A 15,503-nucleotide genomic window follows, 5' to 3' on the forward strand; every position below is an offset into this window, starting at 1 on the left:
GTGATCGCCCTGGTCGGCGCCAGTCCCAAGCCGGACCGGCCGAGCCATGGCGTCATGCGCTACCTGCAGCGCCGGGGCTATCGCGTCATCCCGGTCAATCCGGGGCTCGAAGGCCAGGTGTTGAACGGCGAAAAGGTCTACCGAAGCTTGGGCGATATCCCGCAAAACGAGACCGGCGCTGTGGATATGGTGGATATCTTCCGAAATTCCGCCGCCGCGGCCGCGCCGGCCTTGGAAGCGATTGCGATTGGTGCGAAAACAATCTGGATGCAGCTGGGCGTCGTCAATGAAGCGGCGGCGCAGACCGCGAGAACGGCCGGGCTGAAGGTCGTCATGAATCGCTGCCCAGCCATCGAGATACCTCGACTTCTTTAGTAAGAATGTCGCTTAAGTATTTTCTTTTGAAAGAAACTTCTGTATCGTCGCAACATCAACGACGGGGGCGAAGATGGCACGGGGACTGACGATCGCGGCTAGCAACGACCATCCCCATGCGGTCGAGATCGCTTGGCTGGCGCGCGGGCTGAAGCAGCCCGGCGGCAAGCTCCCGCTGTTCGACGAATGGGGCCAGAAGGTCTCCTCCCGCACCGTGCGCTTCTGCATCGACCATGGCTGGGCCGAGCCCTGGTTCACCAACCCGCTGAAGCCCGACTGGCTGGTCTGCAAGCTGACCGACGCCGGAAGGAAGATGCTCGAAGGCCGCGGCGAGTAGCGCTGCGGCTGCGCGATCGCCTCTCGGCGCTTAGCCCAATCCCAAGGCCGCCATCGGATTGACCGTCGGTCGGATCGCGCCGTGGCGCGGGCCGCCGCCATGGCCGGCCGCGTTGGCGGCCTCCTTCTCCTGCTCGTTGGCGAGCGGCAAGGCCGCGATCGTCACCAGGAGCAGCGGCGAGAGAATGCTCCCCGGATTGCTGAAGCCTTGCAGCGGTGCCTCCGCGGCCGAGGCGACCGCGGTCGTGCTGGCCGGCGACGTGCCGCCGGCCGGCGTGGTCGCCAGCGAGGCGAAGGTCTGCTGGTCGCTGGTGATGCTGGTGTTCATCCGGTTATAGATCTCGGCCACGGTCCGCGCATTGCCGCTCTCGTCGTAGAAGACGTTGGCATTGGCGGCGGCGGCGCGCGGGAACATCGCCGCACCTGTGGTCGAGGGATCGCTGTCCATCTTGCGGATGAATCGAAGCGCGCCGGAGAGACCCAGGAAATGCGCCAAGTGGAGATCGGTCGCCGTCGCCGGGCGGCCGAGGGCGGCTTCCATCTTGGTCTTGTTGTCCGAGGCGAGCTCGGCCGCCAGGGCGGCGTTGAGGGTCGGGTCCTTGCGCAGGTCGAGGATCTGCTTTCGGGCGGCAGCATCCGCCACCACGAAGTGGCCGTCGGCCCGCTTGGTGATCTTGTTCGCCAGGTCGCCGTAGCCGTATTCCGCGGCATGCTCCTTGAAGGTCCCGAGCCAGGTCTGCTCGACGAATTGGTAGAGGCCGGTGGCGCTGCTGGTCGAGGCCTTGGCTGCGGGGTCGAAGCTGCTCTCCCGCGAGGCCTGGGCCATCAGGTAGGAGAAATCCACGCCGGTGTTGGCGCTCGCCTTCTGGATGCTGGCAAGCACGTCCGGCTGGATGGTCGATCCACCGGCACGAATCGGCTGGGTGGCAAACAGGGCCGGGGTCATTTCCGGATCTCCCGCGGGGAACCGGCGTTCCACCCGGCAAGACTTGCCGGGTCCGCTGCCAATTCCATCGCTCGCTTGGTCGAAAACCGCATCTTCAGGCCCCTCCACGGGCTTCTCGGGACAGATATCGCAAGGCCCGTGCCAAGGATCCGGGGGCGGGTGCTTCCTAAATCAAGGGGTTCCGGTTAAGAATATTTCGCCCGCGCAGCGAGGGGATAGCGTTGGACCACGGGAACATATACCGGACGATCTTCGAGCAGTCCGATATCGGCGTTTACCAGACGTTGATCGAGGGCGGCGTGGTGCAGGCCAACGCGGCCATGGCCCGCATGTTCGGGTATGAGACGCCGGCCGAGTTCATCGCCGCGACCGGGACCACCAACGAGACCGTCTACGTCCGCAAGAGCGACCGGGACTGGCATATCGCCGAGCTGAAGCGCTCCGGCCGGGTCGCCTCCCATGTCACCGAGATGAAGCGGCGCGACGGCAGCCGCTTCTGGGTATCGGATTCCACCACCCTGGCCCAGGATCCCGGCGGCAACATCTCGATCCTCGGCACCATGGTCGACGTGACCGACCTCGTGGAATCGCAGCGGGCGTTCCGCGAGGCCGAGGCGCGCTATCGCAGCATCATCGACAACGCGCTGGAGGGCGTCTACATCAGCTCGCTCGACGGGCGGATGATCGTGGCCAACCGGGCGCTCGCCGAGATCAACGGCTATTCCTCGCCGGAGGAACTGATCCTCTCGGTCAAGGACATCGCCAAGGAATGGTACGTCCGCCCCGAGCGGCGCCAGGAATTCGTCGATGCGATGGCGCGCGACGGCGAGGTGCGGAACTTCGAAAGCGAGGTCTATCGCCACCGCAGCCGCGAGCGGATCTGGGTGCAGGAGAATGCACGCCTGGTCAGCGACGAGAGCGGCAAGCCGCTCTACTACGAAGGCACGGTCCAGGAGATCACCCAGCGTAAGAACTTCGAGCGCCAGCTGATGGTGGCGCGGCGCGCGGCCGAGGCGTCGAACCGCGCCAAGTCGGAATTCCTGGCCAACATGAGCCACGAGCTGCGCACGCCGTTGAATGCGATCATGGGCTTTGCCCAGATCCTGCGCGACCGCTGGAACGACCCGGAGCATGCCAAGGTCGCGGAATATTCCAGCGACATCCTGCAGAGCGCACAGCATCTCTACGGGCTGATCAGCGAGATCCTGGACTATTCCAAGATCGATTCCGGCACTGTGCAACTGGTCGAGGGGCCGATCGACGTCAACGCGCTCTGCAGCCACTGCGTCCACATGATCAGCGAACGGGCCAACCGGGCCGGCCTGAAGCTGAAGCTCGAGGTCCCGGAGCGGCTGCCGGCCCTCAATGCAGACGAACGGCGCATCACCCAAGTGCTGCTGAACCTCGCCACCAACGCGGTGAAGTTCACGCCGGCGGGCGGCACCGTGACGGTCGCCGCCGGGGTCGAGCCCTCCGGCAACCTGGTGATGTCGGTGGCCGACAGCGGAATCGGCATCAGCGAAAAGGATCTCGAGCGCGTGTTCGAGCCCTTCGTTCAGGTCAACCGCAGCGCCCATCCGCAGCAGGAAGGCGCCGGGCTCGGCCTCTCGATCTGCAAGAATCTGATCGAGCTGCATCAGGGCCGGATCGAGGTTTCCTCGAAGCCGCAGCGCGGCACCACCGTGCGCGTCATCCTGCCCGCGGCGCGGCTGATGCCCCTGACGGCGGCGGTCTAGATCTAAGAGGCGATGTATTCCCGGAGCTGAGCGGCTTCGCCTTCCGCCTCTTCCACCCGCGCCTTCACGACGTCGCCGATCGAGACCATGCCGATCAGCTTGCCGTTGCTCCGCACCGGGAGATGGCGGAAGCGCCGCGCGGTCATCATGCCCATGACGTCGGCGACCGAATCCTGCGGCGCGCAGCAGATCACGTCGCGGGTCATGATGGTGGAGACCGGCCGCTCCAGGACGGCGGCGCCGTCGCGCGCGACCGCGCGGACGATGTCGCGTTCGGAGAGGATGCCGATCATCTCGCCGCCCGCGTTGCGGACGACCAAAGCGCCGATCTTTTCCTCGGTGAGAAGTTTCGCGGCATCGGCCAGCGACTTGCTTTCCGGCAGCCCGATCAGGCGTTCGGGCTTACCCTGGAGAATGGCTGCGACACTCATCGCGCGTTCCCTCCGCGGCTGTTGCACTCCTGCCAAGTTCAATTTGGGACCGGCTTGGGGCGATGGCAAGCCCTTCAAGAGTCGGAGAGATGGGTGCCGCGGCCGGAACAGGCGCGGCGGAGGGTTCCTTTTTGCGACTGCGAAGGGGTCAGGCGCGCAGGAACCTGTAGACCTCGGCCGGCCGGGGGATCGGCGCCACCGCGCCATAGCCGGTGGTCGAAAGCGCCGCCGCCGCATTGGCATAGCGCGCGGCTTCGAGCGGCGCATCGCCGGCGATCAGCCGCGCCAAGAAGGAGCCGTTGAACGTGTCCCCTGCCCCGGTCGCATCGACCGCGTCGACCCGGTTGGGCGGCAGGCGGTGCCGCGCCTCGCGGCTCGCCAGGATCACGCCGTCCTTGCCCATGGTCATGACCACCAGCTTCGGCCCGAGCGCCAGGAAATGGTCGAGGATCGCATCGGGGTCCTCGATGCCGGTCAGGGTGCGGGCGTCATCCAGCGCCGGGCGCAGGATGTTGGCCTTGCGGATCGCCTGGTCGATCGCAACCCGCGCCCGCTCCAGCGGCCAGAGCTTGAGGCGCAGATTGGTGTCGAAACAGACTTCGAGCCCGGCCGCGCGTGCCGCGTCCATGGCGGCGAAGACCGTCGCGCAAGCGGTCTCCGAGATCGCCTGGCTGATCGCCGAGACATGCAGCACCTTGCCGCCGCGCAGGTAATCGAGCGGGAGATCGGCCGGCGTCATGCGGCTGGCCGCCGAGCCGGCGCGGTAATAGTGGAACTGATGGCCGGCCGCGCTGTGGGTGACGAAGTAGATTCCGGTCGGCGCCTTCTCGTCGCGCTTCACCCCGGCGGCATCCACCTCCTCGCGCGCCCAGAGCTGCATCAGCAGATCGCCGAAGCGGTCGGTGCCGAGTGCGGTGACATAGCCGGATTTCGCGCCCTGGCGCGCGGCGGCGATGGCGGTGTTCGAGGTGTCGCCGCCGAATCCGGCCTTGTAGAGATCGTTCCCTTCGGAATCATGGGCCGAATGGGGCTGCTGGTTGAACTCGACCATGGCTTCGCCGAGGCAGATGAGATCGGGCACGGGATTCGTCCGGAATAGTGGGCCGCGCCCCTTTTAGGCGACCGCGCGCCGTCCCGCCAGCCCGCCGAGCACCACCAGGATCACCGTCGGCACCAGGTTCACGGTCAGGGCGATCAGCGAATCCTGCTCGGTATGGACCAGGAGATGGGCGGTGTCGGCAAAGCCGGCCACCGCGAGACAGCCTAGCCAGGCGGTCAGCTGCGGGCGCAGGGTCTTCACCCGCCGCAACATCGGCAGCAGCACGGCGATCAGGCCGGCCGAGGTCGCGACGATGGTCATCACGCAGGCGCTTTCGGGCAGGAGTGCCAGGCTGCCGAGGATGTCGCCGGGATTGACCAGGCAGGTATAGGCAAAGCCGGTGCCCCAGAGCAGCACCGGCGCAAGCGGCAGCCAGAGCCAGCGCCGCGAGCGGTCCGGCAGGATGACCTGGAAGGCCGCGGTCGCCGCGGTCACCCCCGTGAGCCAGCTGCCGATCAGCGGGACCAGGAAGGTCGCTTCGGTCATCGCATGGGTGAGATCCGCCGCCGAGCCGCCGATCGCGCCGACCAGGGCGATCACCAGGGTTGCAAAGCCGCTCCACAGGGCCGCCCGCAAGCCGGGCTTGCGCAGCGGCTGCACCGGCTCCAGTTTCGCGGTCAGGCTGTCGATCAGCTGCTCGGTCGCGGCCATGTCAGGCGCCCCCCAGCAGGCCGCGCAGCCGCTTGATCGCGCGATGGACCGAGACCTTCAGCGCGGTTTCCGATTGCCCGGTGGCTTGGGCTGCCTCCTTCAAGGACATTTCCTTCAGCTTCAACATCTCGACCGCCCGGCGCTGGCCTTCGGGCAGGCTGGCGATCGCCGCCTGCAGCCGCGCGGCTTCGCCGGCCAGTTCAGGGTGATTCGTCTCGACCGCGGCAAAGGTTTCATGCGCCTCGGTCAATTCGGTCTCCCGGCCGGTTTGCCGCACCCGCCGCCGCAGCCGGTCGAGCAGCCGGTGCCGGGCGACCGCGGTCAGCCAGGGGGCGAAGGGCCGGGCCGGGTCATAGGTATGGCGGATCGAATGGACCGTCAGCAGCACGTCCTGTACCGCATCCTCCAGGTCGGCACCGCTCAGGCCGAAGCGATGGGCCAGGGCGCGCAGATAGGGGGTGACCGACTGCAGCAGCCGGCGATAGCCCGCGGCATCGCCCTGCTGGGCCTTGGCCATCAGCACCGACCAGTTCTCCTCGGGCGACCGGGCCGGCTGCGATGTTGCGGTTTTCTGTCCGTCGTTCACGGGCGCGACGCTATCACCTTCCGGGGCAAATGAGCAGGCCCAGAGGTCGGTTTGGGATTTCTGTTGCCCGGGCGACGTTGCCGCGGCCAATCTACCGGTCAACCCCGGGATGTCGTGGCGTAGGATCATGCTCATTGCCCAGCTCAGCGATCTCCACGTCCAGCCGCCTGGCGTGCTGGCTTACGGCGTGGTCGACACCAACCCCTTCGTCGAACGCGCCTTCAAGGCGGTCGTGGCTCTCGATCCCAAGCCGGACGTCGTGCTGCTCACCGGCGATCTCACCGATCTCGGCACCGACGCGGAATACGACGCCCTCGGCGGCCTGATCCGCCGCCATCTCGGCCTGCCCGTCTATCTCATCCCCGGCAATCACGATCGGCGCGAGGGCATCAAGGCGCGGCTCGGCCATCTTCCCGGCGTCGCCGCCGATCCCCGCTTCGTGCAGTACGTGATCGAGGATCTCCCGGTCCGCCTGGTGATGCTGGATTCGATCGTGCCCGAGCAAGGGCATGGCGAGCTCTGCGCCGAGCGGTTGGCCTTCCTCGAACGCGCGCTGGCGGCAGCGCCGCAGCAGCCGGCCCTGGTGGCGCTGCACCACCCGCCCTTTCTCACCGGCATCGCCCATATGGACGAAGTCAGCCTGCGCAATCCCGATGCCTTCGAGGCCGTGATCCGCCGCCATCCGCAGGTCGAGCGAATCCTGTGCGGCCACGCGCACCGGCCGATCGTCGTCCGTTTCGGCGGCAGCCTGGCGCAGGTGGCGCCCAGCGTCGCCCACCAGGTGACGCTCGACCTCCGGCCGGACGGACCGGCCACCTTCAACTTCGAGCCGCCCGCCTTCCTGCTGCACCACTGGCGCCCGGAGGGAAAGCTGGTGACGCACCAGGTCTATGTCGGGGAATTCGCCGGGCCGCATCCCTTCGATATGGACGAAGGGTGAAGCCGCGGCGCGCTAGCGTCTGCGGAACTGGCTGAGCAGAGCTTCCAATCCCATCTCGAGCATGTCGCTCAAGGCCAATGCACCGCCGTCCGTGGCTGCAGCCGGGTCGGCGCGGAACTCCGATGCGTCGGCGGTGGCGACCCGGCTGGTCGCCGAGAGCTGCATCAATTGCCGGTGGGCGCGTTCATCGATCATGCTTTTCCCAGTCGTCAGCTTCAGTGATTCGGGCTGGCGGTGTTCGGCTCCAGCTCTTCGGCCTGGCCGGGCGCCGGCCGCAATTCGGCCGGCGGCATCGGCTGGTCGGGAAACGGCCCCGGTTCGCCCGGGGTGAGTCCGTTGGGCGTCTCGACCGAGACGCCCTGCTGCCGGCGGAATTCCTGGCGCCCGCAAAGCAGCCGCTCGGCGATGGTCGGCTGGTTCGCGCAATCCGCCTCGGGCGGATAGACCTTGCTCTGTGCGCTCGCGATGCCGGGAATTATGACAGCCGCCACCGCCGCAGCCAGCACGAGGTTCTGACGAGAGTTCATGCGCATGTCTTTCCACCGTGCCGGCAAGGATTCGGATTTACCGAAGTAACCCGAGAAGCGGCGGTTCGATCCGAGCGGCGGCTGCCAAGCGCGCGCGGAACCCCTCAACAGCGCCGGCGTTACTCACCGTCGGGCCGACGAATTTCACGCGAGATTGCGGGCCGTTCGAGCCTCCGACCAGAAGCAACAGACCAGAAGCAACAGCCGGATGGGCCGATGACCTTTCGCGAGTTCTGGCCGCTCTATTTGCAGGCCCACAGCCAACCCATGACCCGCGCCGTGCATTACGCCGCCACCCTTGTCGGGGTCGGCGGCGCGCTCGCCTCGGCGCTCACCTTGCAGCCGGCTTTTCTGGTCGGGATCGGCATCGCCTATGGCATCGCCATCGGCGCGCATGTCCTCATCGAGAAGAACCAGTCGATGATCCGGGTGAACCCGGTCTGGGGTGCTATTGCCGATCTGCGCATGTTCTGGCTCGCCGCCACCGGCGGTTTGCAGCGCGAGTTGGAGAGGTGCCGCGCGACCCGGCAGTCACGCTCCCTGCCGGCGCGCGGCAAGGCTTCGTCCCCGGCGACCTGAACGCAGGCGCCCCTCGACACCGATCCTCCCCCATCCTATACCCGCGGTGGTATTGACCGGGGGATGAGAGATGTCCGAGACCGCCACGGATTCCGGCACGCCGCCGCTTGAGTTCCTGCCGTCGCGGCAGTTTCCCGAATGGCTGGCTGAGAACCGGCTCTCGCTCTGCTTCTCGACCTACCAGGCGGGCAAGCTGTTCTTCATCGGATTGCAGCCGAACGGCCGGCTCTCGATCTTCGAGCGCACGTTCAACCGCTCGATGGGCCTTTGGAGCGACGGCCAGACGATCTGGATGACGTCGCTCTATCAGATCTGGCGCTTCGAGAACGCGCTTCAGGCGGGCGAGGTCTACCAGGGCTACGACCGGCTTTACGTGCCGCAGCTGGCCTACACCACCGGGGACATCGACGCCCATGATATCGCGATCGACGCCGCCGGCCGGCCGGTCTTCGTCAACACGCTGTTCTCCTGCCTGGCCCAGCCTTCCGAGACCAAGAGCTTCCGGCCGCTCTGGCGACCCGGCTTCGTCAGCCGCCTGCTGCCGGAGGACCGCTGCCATCTGAACGGCTTGGCCATGGAAGCCGGCCGCCCGGCGTACGTGACCGCAGTCGGCGAGACCGACGTGGCGGATGGCTGGCGCGAGAAGCGGGTCGGCGGCGGGATCGTGATCGACGTCGCCGCGGACCGGATCGTCGCTCGGGGCCTCTGCATGCCGCATTCGCCAAGGCTGCATCAGGGCAAGCTCTGGCTGCTGGATTCCGGCACCGGCAACCTCGGTTTCGTCGAGCCCGGCTCGGGCCGGTTCGAGGCCGTCGCCTTCTGCCCCGGCTATCTGCGCGGGCTCGCGTTCCACGACCGGTTCGCCATCGTCGGCCTGTCGCAGCCACGCGAGAACAAGACCTTTGCCGGCCTACCCCTGGACGACGCCCTGGCCAAGCGCGGCGCCGGACCGCAATGCGCCTTGATGGTGATCGACCTGAAGTCCGGCGCGACCGTGCACTGGCTGAAGATCGAAGGCATCGTGCACGAGCTCTACGACGTGGTCACGCTGCCCGAAATCCGCCGGCCGATGGCGCTCGGACTGAAGACCGACGAAATCCGCCGCGTCCTCACGATCGAGGAGTGAGCCCGGCCCACCGGACCCGGGCCGGACTGCCCTAGACCGTACTCACCACCACGTCGGTATCGATCGCGATCTTGACGTTCACGTGGGTATAGACGGCGTAGCCGGCCAGGGCGCCTTTGTCGGCAGCGCTCCACCCGTCCGCAGCAAAGAGCTGCAAGGTGTCGCCGACATTGCCGTCGATCTTCAGCACGTTGTCCAGGGTCGCCACGCCACCGACATTGCTGTTGTTGGCATCGATGTCCAGCACGTCGGCCAAGTGCAGCGACAGGCCATTGTTCTGGCCGTTATCCACGTCGATGGTCTCGATCCCGCTGATCTTGCCGCGATCGGACGTGGCGGCGTTGGCATCGAGGTTTCCGAAGTCGATCGCACCGGCGAAGTCGAGATGGAGCGTGTCCGCGCCAGAGCCACCGTCGGCGCGGAAGAACGTGCGGTCGGCGACATGGATCTCGTCGTTGCCCGTCCCGGGCTGCAGGGAATCGCGGCCGCCGCCGCCGAAGATCGTGTCATTGCCGTCACCGCCGGCAATCAGATCTGCCGCGGCAGTTCCAGTCAGGGTGTTCGCTTTGTCATCGCCGAGCTGCGTTGCATCAGCGCGGACATCACCGCCGTAGAGGATGTAGCTGGTGCCCGGGATACTATTCGTTGAGATCGCGGTCACGGCGATATCGTCATATCCATCGTGGTTGAGGTCCCCGACAAACTCGGCCTTGCCATACTGTATGTCTGGAGGCGCGATCTCGAAACCGTTCAATCCGTTGAGTTTCGCGAGATCGAAAGAAGCGGCAAAATCACCGCCGTGGCCATAGACCAAATAGTCGCTGGCGGGATGCGTGCCATCGCCCTGACCTCTCGATCCGCCATTGAGCAGCACGTCGCTGTACCCGTCGCCATTGAAGTCACCGGTCGAAACCACCGCCCATCCAACGGCCGAGCCTGGAGTACCGTCTATGCGGAAGCCGTTCTTCCCGTCGAGCGTCCTCATATCGACTTGCGACCCGAGGCCGCTGGCTGTGCCGAACACCACATAGGCCGCGCCATCCTGGGTTCCACCGCCGGCGACGCCCGCCCACAGATCGGTCGCCACAAAGTCAGCGAAGCCATCCCCATTGATGTCGCCTGTGGTGAAGGGACCGCCGCTGCCGATGAACTCGGTCATGGCTTTGCCGTCCGGCACCGCCGTCACCGTGCTGCCGAAGCTACCGCCATGCCCGAAAAAGACGAAGGTGCGATCAGGCCACCCACCGACGGCGATATCGGCATAGCCGTCGCCATTCAGATCGTCGCCACCGAGGATGTAGGGTTGACGATACACAGTCGCGTCCGGGACATCGAGGCGGAATCCAGTCGAGCCGTTCAACGACGAGAGATTGACGGTGGTATTGACTCCGGCCTGATGTCCGAACACGACATAGAGCGCACCCGCATTCGTGCTGTCAGTCGAAACATCCGCTGCGACGAAAACGTCGTCGTAGCCGTCGCCGTTGACATCCCCCGCAGCTACAACTCCGGTTACGGCGCCGATGATGCGAAAACCATCGCTTGTCGTGAGTTGGGACGCATCGAGGGCTGATGCGAACGCTCCCGAATGACCCAGAGCGATGAAGGCGCCCGTGCCGCCGATCAAAGCGATGTCGTCGATGCCGTCGCCATTGACATCGCCAGCGGCTGAAACGCCAGTCGGCAGCGAACCATTCTGATAGCCGACCAAATTCTCAATTTGGAACCCAACCTTCCCGTCAAGCTCCGTTTCGGCCAGGTCGTCGAGAGGTTGGTCCTTCGCGCCGAAAACCATCCACATCTCGGGGGAATAGCCCCAGTTATCTGATTGCACATAGACGTCGTCGCGACCGTCACCGTTGAAATCGCCCACCCTGTGCACAGAAACATCTGAGAACAATGGGCTGACGCCGAAGGCGACATCAAGCTTGTAACCTTGTTCCGCTGTGAGATTCGCTAGATCAACCAGCCGGGCGGGCAGCATTGTTCCGGGCGGCAAGGTGGTCACTTCGTCTTCAATCAGCGCCACCGCAGCACCAGCGTGATACTCGCGATACTGGATCCCACCCAAGAGCTGCGTTCCCGCCAAGCTAAACTCGCTGGACATGACGATGAGATCGTTCTCGCCGCCGTCGATCCGCAGAGTGTCGGAGGTGGTTGATGCCGCCAGCACGGCAGCCTGTGTGAGCCGGACGAAGATGGCATCGCCGGTCAGATCGAGTCGTTCCACGCCGGAGACTTTGGTGCCAGCGTAGGCAGAGAAGTCGACATCGACCTCCTGGCCGCTTATCTCCAGGGTGTCTTCGTCCAACCCGCCATTCACACTGGTGAAGAAGACATCCTTCACCACGATCCGGTCGGCGCCCGAACCGCCCGAGAGCTTATCCAAACCGCCGCCCCCGACCAGAGTGTCGTTTCCGTCGTTGCCGGTGAGGGTATTGCCAAGGGCATTTCCCGTCAGCACGTTGTCGGCGGCGTTGCCTGTCAGAGACAGAGCCTGCCCGAGCAGGATGGCGTTCTCGATCGCGCCGCCGCCCAGCACCGAAAGATCAACCGAAACGGTCGTCCGCACCAGATCGGCAGCATCGGTGTTTCCCTCTTCGTCGATTGTGTCGCCGGCACTGTCAACGATGTAGGTATCGTTACCGGAGCCGCCTTTCATGGCATCGTTGCCGCTGCCGCCATCCATAAGATCGGCTCCCGCGAGCCCGACCAAGGTGTCGTTGCCGGCGCGGCCGCGCATGACATCCGCATCAGCGGTGCCGGTCAGCGCATCCGCTTTGATGGTCCCACTGATGTGGTTGCCGTCGATGCCCGTTCCATAGATTACCTCGACCGCGCCCGACGATGCGCCGTGCGGATCGGCGCCGGGGGCGCCGACAAGAAGGTCGTCGATGCCGTCGCCGTCGATATCCCCCGCCGCCGAAACCGAGACACCCGCGAAATCACCGGCAAAGTCGCCATAGACCCAGAAGCCCTCTTTGGTTCCGAGCTTCGAAACGTCGACCGACGGGCTCATCTGATCGGTCGTTCCGAACAAGATGTAGGCGGCGCCGTAGTTCTGCGCGTCGACATTCGGGGCACCGATGATTAGATCATCGAGCCCGTCGCCGTTCACGTCACCCGCGGAAGAGACCGAGAAGCCGCTGTAGTCGTTGGCTTCAAGACCCATTACCTTGAAGCCGTTGTTGCCGCTCAACTGCGCCATGTCGAGGGACGACATGTTGGCGCGGCCGAACACGATGTAGGTGCTGCCCGAGTTGGTCGCGGTCACATCCGCATAAGGCGCCGATACGATCAGGTCGGAGAAGCCATCTCCGTTGAAATCGCCGGCGGAAGCCACCGAGAAACCGGCGAGTTCATACTGGGAGATTCCGGAAAGCGTGATCCCTGCGGAACCGAGGTTCGACAAGTTCAAGTTGGCAGAGAACGCCGCGGCACGGCCGAAGACCACATAAGCGGCGCCGGAATAGTCACCCGGCGTGCCGGCGAAGATCGAACCCACCACCAGATCGTCGAAGCCATCCCCGTTGATGTCGCCGGCTGAGGAGACCGACCATCCGGCCCGGTCATAAGCGAGCGCACCAACCAGCCGGAATCCATTGCTCCCGTTCAAGGACGACAAGTCGATGTTCGGATTGAAGGCGCCGCCATGGCCGAACACGACATAAGCTGCACCGCTGTTGGTCCCGTTCGCGTCTGCGCTGTCGGCGCCGACGATCAAGTCCGCATAACCGTCGCCGTTGATGTCGCCCGCGGAGGAAACTGAGGCGCCGGCAAAGTCCGCGGCGGCGGCACCACTGATCCTGAAGCCGTCGGTTCCATTCAGTGCGCTCAGATTGATGTTGGCGTTGAACGCACCACCATGGCCGAACACAACATAGGCGGCGCCGGAATCCAGCCCGTTCGGATTGGCGCCCAGAGCACCGACGATGAAGTCGTCATAGCCGTCCTTGTTGACGTCGCCGGCACCAGCCACGCTGATTCCCGCGCGATCGGCGGCCTCAAATCCGGTGATCTTGAAGCCGTTGCTCCCGTTCAAGGCCGACAGATCGAGAACCGGCGGCAATCCGCTTGCGTCTCCGAAGACAACATAGGCGCCTCCGCTGGTGCCGGCGTTGGTCGCGGGTGCGCCGATGATGAAGTCGTCGTAGCCGTCCTGGTTGATGTCGCCGATACCCGCCACGGATGCACCGACCCCCTCGTCCGCGGCGGTGCCGTGGATGATCGGCTGCAGCTTGATGTTGATAGTGCCATCGGAGAACTTGGCATGCTCGACGTTGATGAGCGCGTCAACACCGTCATCCCCGTCGCTGCTATCGATATCCTCGAAATAGGCGTAGCCGTTCGAATAGACGAGGCGATACCCGTCCGCCTTGCCTTGGAAGACGACGGTGTCTTCGCCGCCGGCGCCGTCGATGGTGTCGTTGCCGCCGGCGCCGGTCATCACATTGTCGAGCGCGTTGGCGGTGAAGTTCCAGTTCATCAAGTCGTTGGTATAAGTGAAGACCTCGACATTCTCGACCGTCCAGCTCTGCCAATCCTTGAACACGACGGTGTCATAGCCACCGTTGGTGTCTTCCACGACCTTGTCGATGTTCTGGTAGACCCAATAGGTGTCGTCGCCGAGTCCACCGATCAGTTGATCTCCACCGTCTCCGCCCCAGGCGCCGTCGAGTATGTTGGCTCCCGCATTGCCGATGATCACGTTCGCATCGGCGTTGCCGGTGCCGTTGATCGGGCCGTTGCCGGCCAACGTCAGGTTCTCGACACCCTTGCCCAATGTGTAGCTGATGGTCGAGATGACCGTGTCCGTTCCCTCGTTGCCGCCGGCCAGCGCGCCGACCGCATCGGCGGTCTTGCCGGAGACCGGCGCCCAGGTCACCGAGGTGCCGTTGATGTAAATCCCGTACTGGGTCGTGCCCGCCGTGTAGAGCACATCCTTCTTGTTGTCGCCGTTCAAGTCGGCGAAGCCCGCCACCGTCCAGCCGCCCCAGGACGGCAGCGCGATCGGGGTCTGCGCCACACCGTCCTTGATGATCTGGACCTGGGCGACATTCGTCGTGCTGTTATAGAGCAGCACGTCGCTCTGGCCGTCGCCGTCGACGTCGCCGACGCCCTTGATCTCGAAGCCCGCCGGTGGCGTGTAGGCCGGGGTCGAGTTCTCGATCACCTGGTCGCCGATGTCGTCGACGTAATACTTGTCGTCCCCCTTGCCGCCCGACATCTTGTCGGCCCCGGCATCGCCCTTGAGCTCATCGTTGCCGCCATTGCCGGTCAGCGTGTCGTTACCGCCCTGACCCGACAGCACGTCGTCCAGGCGACCGCCGGTCAAGGTATTGGGATTACCGTCGCCGGTCAGGGTCAGCGGCAGCAGCAAACTGGCGCCGGAGAAGTCCGCCGTGGTCAGTGTCTTGCTGCCTGTGAGCTCTATCTGGAAGTCGGCGACCTTGTCGCCGTTGATGTCGCCTTCGAGAATCGTGTTGCCGCCCGAGGAGACGGTGTGCAGCGCGTCCTTGTCGCCGTCGAAGGCCGCGGTCGCCAGGAAGCGGAACTGGTCCAAGGCAGAGATATCGAGCTTGTCGGTCCCGACCTGGAAATCGGTGACGATGTCCCGGGTCGCCTGGGTCGCCCCGGTGTCGCCCGCTGCGAACACGAAAGTATCCGCGCCGAGATCGCCGGTCAGCGTGTCCGCACCCTTGCCGCCGGTCAGGATATTGGCCGCCGTGTTGCCGATCATGGTGTTGGTATCGGCATTGCCGGTGCCGTTGATCGCAGCACCGCCGGACAAGGTCAGGTTCTCGATCCCGGTGCCGAGCGTGTAGCTGATGCTCGATACGACCGTGTCGGTGCCTGCATTGCCGCCGGACAAGTTTCCGACTGCGTCCGCGGTCTTGCCGCTGACCGGCGCCCAGGTCACCGAGCTGCCGTTGATGTAGATCCCGTATTGGGTCGTGCCGGCGGTGTAGAGCACGTCCTTCTTGTTGTCGCCGTTCAAGTCGGCGAAGCCCGCCACCGTCCAGCCGCCCCAGGACGGCAGCGCCATCGGCGTCTGCGCCACGCCGTCCTTGATGATCTGCACCTGGGCCGCCCCGGTCGTGCTGTTATAGAGCAGCACGTCCGATTGCCCGTCGCCATCGACGTCGCCGACGCCCTTGATCGTGAAGCCCG

General features: G+C 65.2%; 14 protein-coding genes. 6 read left to right on the forward strand and 8 right to left on the reverse strand.

All coding sequences use genetic code 11. The features are described from left to right. On the forward strand, positions 1-375 hold the full coding sequence (locus ACH2CY_RS26920) for a CoA-binding protein (protein WP_395023039.1): 375 nt from the start codon (positions 1-3) through the stop codon (positions 373-375). Between the two features lie 73 nt (positions 376-448). Then, positions 449-712 (forward strand): hypothetical protein, encoded by a 264-nt coding sequence (locus tag ACH2CY_RS26925; RefSeq protein ID WP_395023040.1) that lies wholly within the window; start codon positions 449-451, stop codon positions 710-712. A 30-nt stretch (positions 713-742) separates the two neighbouring features. On the opposite strand, the gene ACH2CY_RS26930 is transcribed toward ACH2CY_RS26925, so the two are convergent. Beyond that, on the reverse strand, positions 743-1,657 hold the full coding sequence (locus tag ACH2CY_RS26930; protein WP_395023041.1) for a transglycosylase SLT domain-containing protein: 915 nt from the start codon (positions 1,655-1,657) through the stop codon (positions 743-745). Positions 1,658-1,878: 221 nt separating this feature from the next. On the opposite strand from ACH2CY_RS26930, the gene ACH2CY_RS26935 reads away from it, so the two are divergent. Further along, positions 1,879-3,393 carry an ATP-binding protein gene (locus ACH2CY_RS26935; RefSeq protein ID WP_395023043.1) on the forward strand — a complete coding sequence of 505 codons (1,515 nt, stop codon included), beginning with the start codon at positions 1,879-1,881 and terminating at the stop codon, positions 3,391-3,393. Between the two features lie 2 nt (positions 3,394-3,395). On the opposite strand, the gene ACH2CY_RS26940 is transcribed toward ACH2CY_RS26935, so the two are convergent. The 4 genes from ACH2CY_RS26940 to ACH2CY_RS26955 form a co-directional block, all read right to left on the reverse strand. Next, on the reverse strand, positions 3,396-3,824 hold the full coding sequence (locus tag ACH2CY_RS26940) for a CBS domain-containing protein (RefSeq protein WP_395023044.1): 429 nt from the start codon (positions 3,822-3,824) through the stop codon (positions 3,396-3,398). Positions 3,825-3,972: 148 nt separating this feature from the next. After that, positions 3,973-4,905 carry a sugar kinase gene (locus ACH2CY_RS26945; protein WP_395023046.1) on the reverse strand — a complete coding sequence of 311 codons (933 nt, stop codon included), beginning with the start codon at positions 4,903-4,905 and terminating at the stop codon, positions 3,973-3,975. 33 nt (positions 4,906-4,938) lie between these two features. Next, positions 4,939-5,574, reverse strand: coding sequence for an NrsF family protein (locus tag ACH2CY_RS26950; RefSeq protein WP_395023047.1), 636 nt, complete (start codon positions 5,572-5,574; stop codon positions 4,939-4,941). Between the two features lies 1 nt (position 5,575). Continuing rightward, positions 5,576-6,160, reverse strand: coding sequence for a sigma-70 family RNA polymerase sigma factor (locus ACH2CY_RS26955; protein WP_395023049.1), 585 nt, complete (start codon positions 6,158-6,160; stop codon positions 5,576-5,578). A gap of 127 nt (positions 6,161-6,287) precedes the next feature. On the opposite strand from ACH2CY_RS26955, the gene ACH2CY_RS26960 reads away from it, so the two are divergent. Next, on the forward strand, positions 6,288-7,100 hold the full coding sequence (locus tag ACH2CY_RS26960) for a phosphodiesterase (RefSeq protein WP_395023051.1): 813 nt from the start codon (positions 6,288-6,290) through the stop codon (positions 7,098-7,100). A 12-nt stretch (positions 7,101-7,112) separates the two neighbouring features. Here the strand turns inward: ACH2CY_RS26960 and ACH2CY_RS26965 are convergent, their stop codons facing one another. Then, positions 7,113-7,295 (reverse strand): hypothetical protein, encoded by a 183-nt coding sequence (locus tag ACH2CY_RS26965; RefSeq protein WP_395023052.1) that lies wholly within the window; start codon positions 7,293-7,295, stop codon positions 7,113-7,115. Positions 7,296-7,315: 20 nt separating this feature from the next. Then, positions 7,316-7,627, reverse strand: coding sequence for a hypothetical protein (locus ACH2CY_RS26970; RefSeq protein ID WP_395023053.1), 312 nt, complete (start codon positions 7,625-7,627; stop codon positions 7,316-7,318). Between the two features lie 216 nt (positions 7,628-7,843). Here ACH2CY_RS26970 and ACH2CY_RS26975 point away from each other — a divergent pair, with 216 nt between their 5' ends. Continuing rightward, the gene (locus tag ACH2CY_RS26975) at positions 7,844-8,206 is read left to right on the forward strand and encodes an Mpo1-like protein (RefSeq protein WP_395023054.1); all 363 of its coding nucleotides are present in this window, start codon (positions 7,844-7,846) and stop codon (positions 8,204-8,206) included. Between the two features lie 70 nt (positions 8,207-8,276). Next, positions 8,277-9,332 carry a TIGR03032 family protein gene (locus ACH2CY_RS26980; RefSeq protein ID WP_395023055.1) on the forward strand — a complete coding sequence of 352 codons (1,056 nt, stop codon included), beginning with the start codon at positions 8,277-8,279 and terminating at the stop codon, positions 9,330-9,332. 31 nt (positions 9,333-9,363) lie between these two features. On the opposite strand, the gene ACH2CY_RS26985 is transcribed toward ACH2CY_RS26980, so the two are convergent. Further along, positions 9,364-15,450 (reverse strand): FG-GAP-like repeat-containing protein, encoded by a 6,087-nt coding sequence (locus ACH2CY_RS26985; protein ID WP_395023057.1) that lies wholly within the window; start codon positions 15,448-15,450, stop codon positions 9,364-9,366. Between the last annotated feature and the right edge of the window lie 53 nt (positions 15,451-15,503).

The organism is Dongia sp. (assembly GCF_041905885.1).
In the GTDB taxonomy this organism is placed as follows: Bacteria; Pseudomonadota; Alphaproteobacteria; order Dongiales; family Dongiaceae; genus Dongia.

Excerpts from the sequence above, each read along its gene's own strand:
- ACH2CY_RS26925 (WP_395023040.1), top strand. The coding sequence starts at position 449 with ATGGCACGGGGACTGACGATCGCGGCTAGCAACGACCATCCCCATGCG.
- ACH2CY_RS26950 (WP_395023047.1), bottom strand. The coding sequence starts at position 5,574 with ATGGCCGCGACCGAGCAGCTGATCGACAGCCTGACCGCGAAACTGGAG.
- ACH2CY_RS26940 (WP_395023044.1), bottom strand. The coding sequence starts at position 3,824 with ATGAGTGTCGCAGCCATTCTCCAGGGTAAGCCCGAACGCCTGATCGGG.
- ACH2CY_RS26930 (WP_395023041.1), bottom strand. The coding sequence starts at position 1,657 with ATGACCCCGGCCCTGTTTGCCACCCAGCCGATTCGTGCCGGTGGATCG.
- ACH2CY_RS26975 (WP_395023054.1), top strand. The coding sequence starts at position 7,844 with ATGACCTTTCGCGAGTTCTGGCCGCTCTATTTGCAGGCCCACAGCCAA.
- ACH2CY_RS26980 (WP_395023055.1), top strand. The coding sequence starts at position 8,277 with ATGTCCGAGACCGCCACGGATTCCGGCACGCCGCCGCTTGAGTTCCTG.
- ACH2CY_RS26970 (WP_395023053.1), bottom strand. The coding sequence starts at position 7,627 with ATGAACTCTCGTCAGAACCTCGTGCTGGCTGCGGCGGTGGCGGCTGTC.
- ACH2CY_RS26965 (WP_395023052.1), bottom strand. The coding sequence starts at position 7,295 with ATGATCGATGAACGCGCCCACCGGCAATTGATGCAGCTCTCGGCGACC.
- ACH2CY_RS26960 (WP_395023051.1), top strand. The coding sequence starts at position 6,288 with ATGCTCATTGCCCAGCTCAGCGATCTCCACGTCCAGCCGCCTGGCGTG.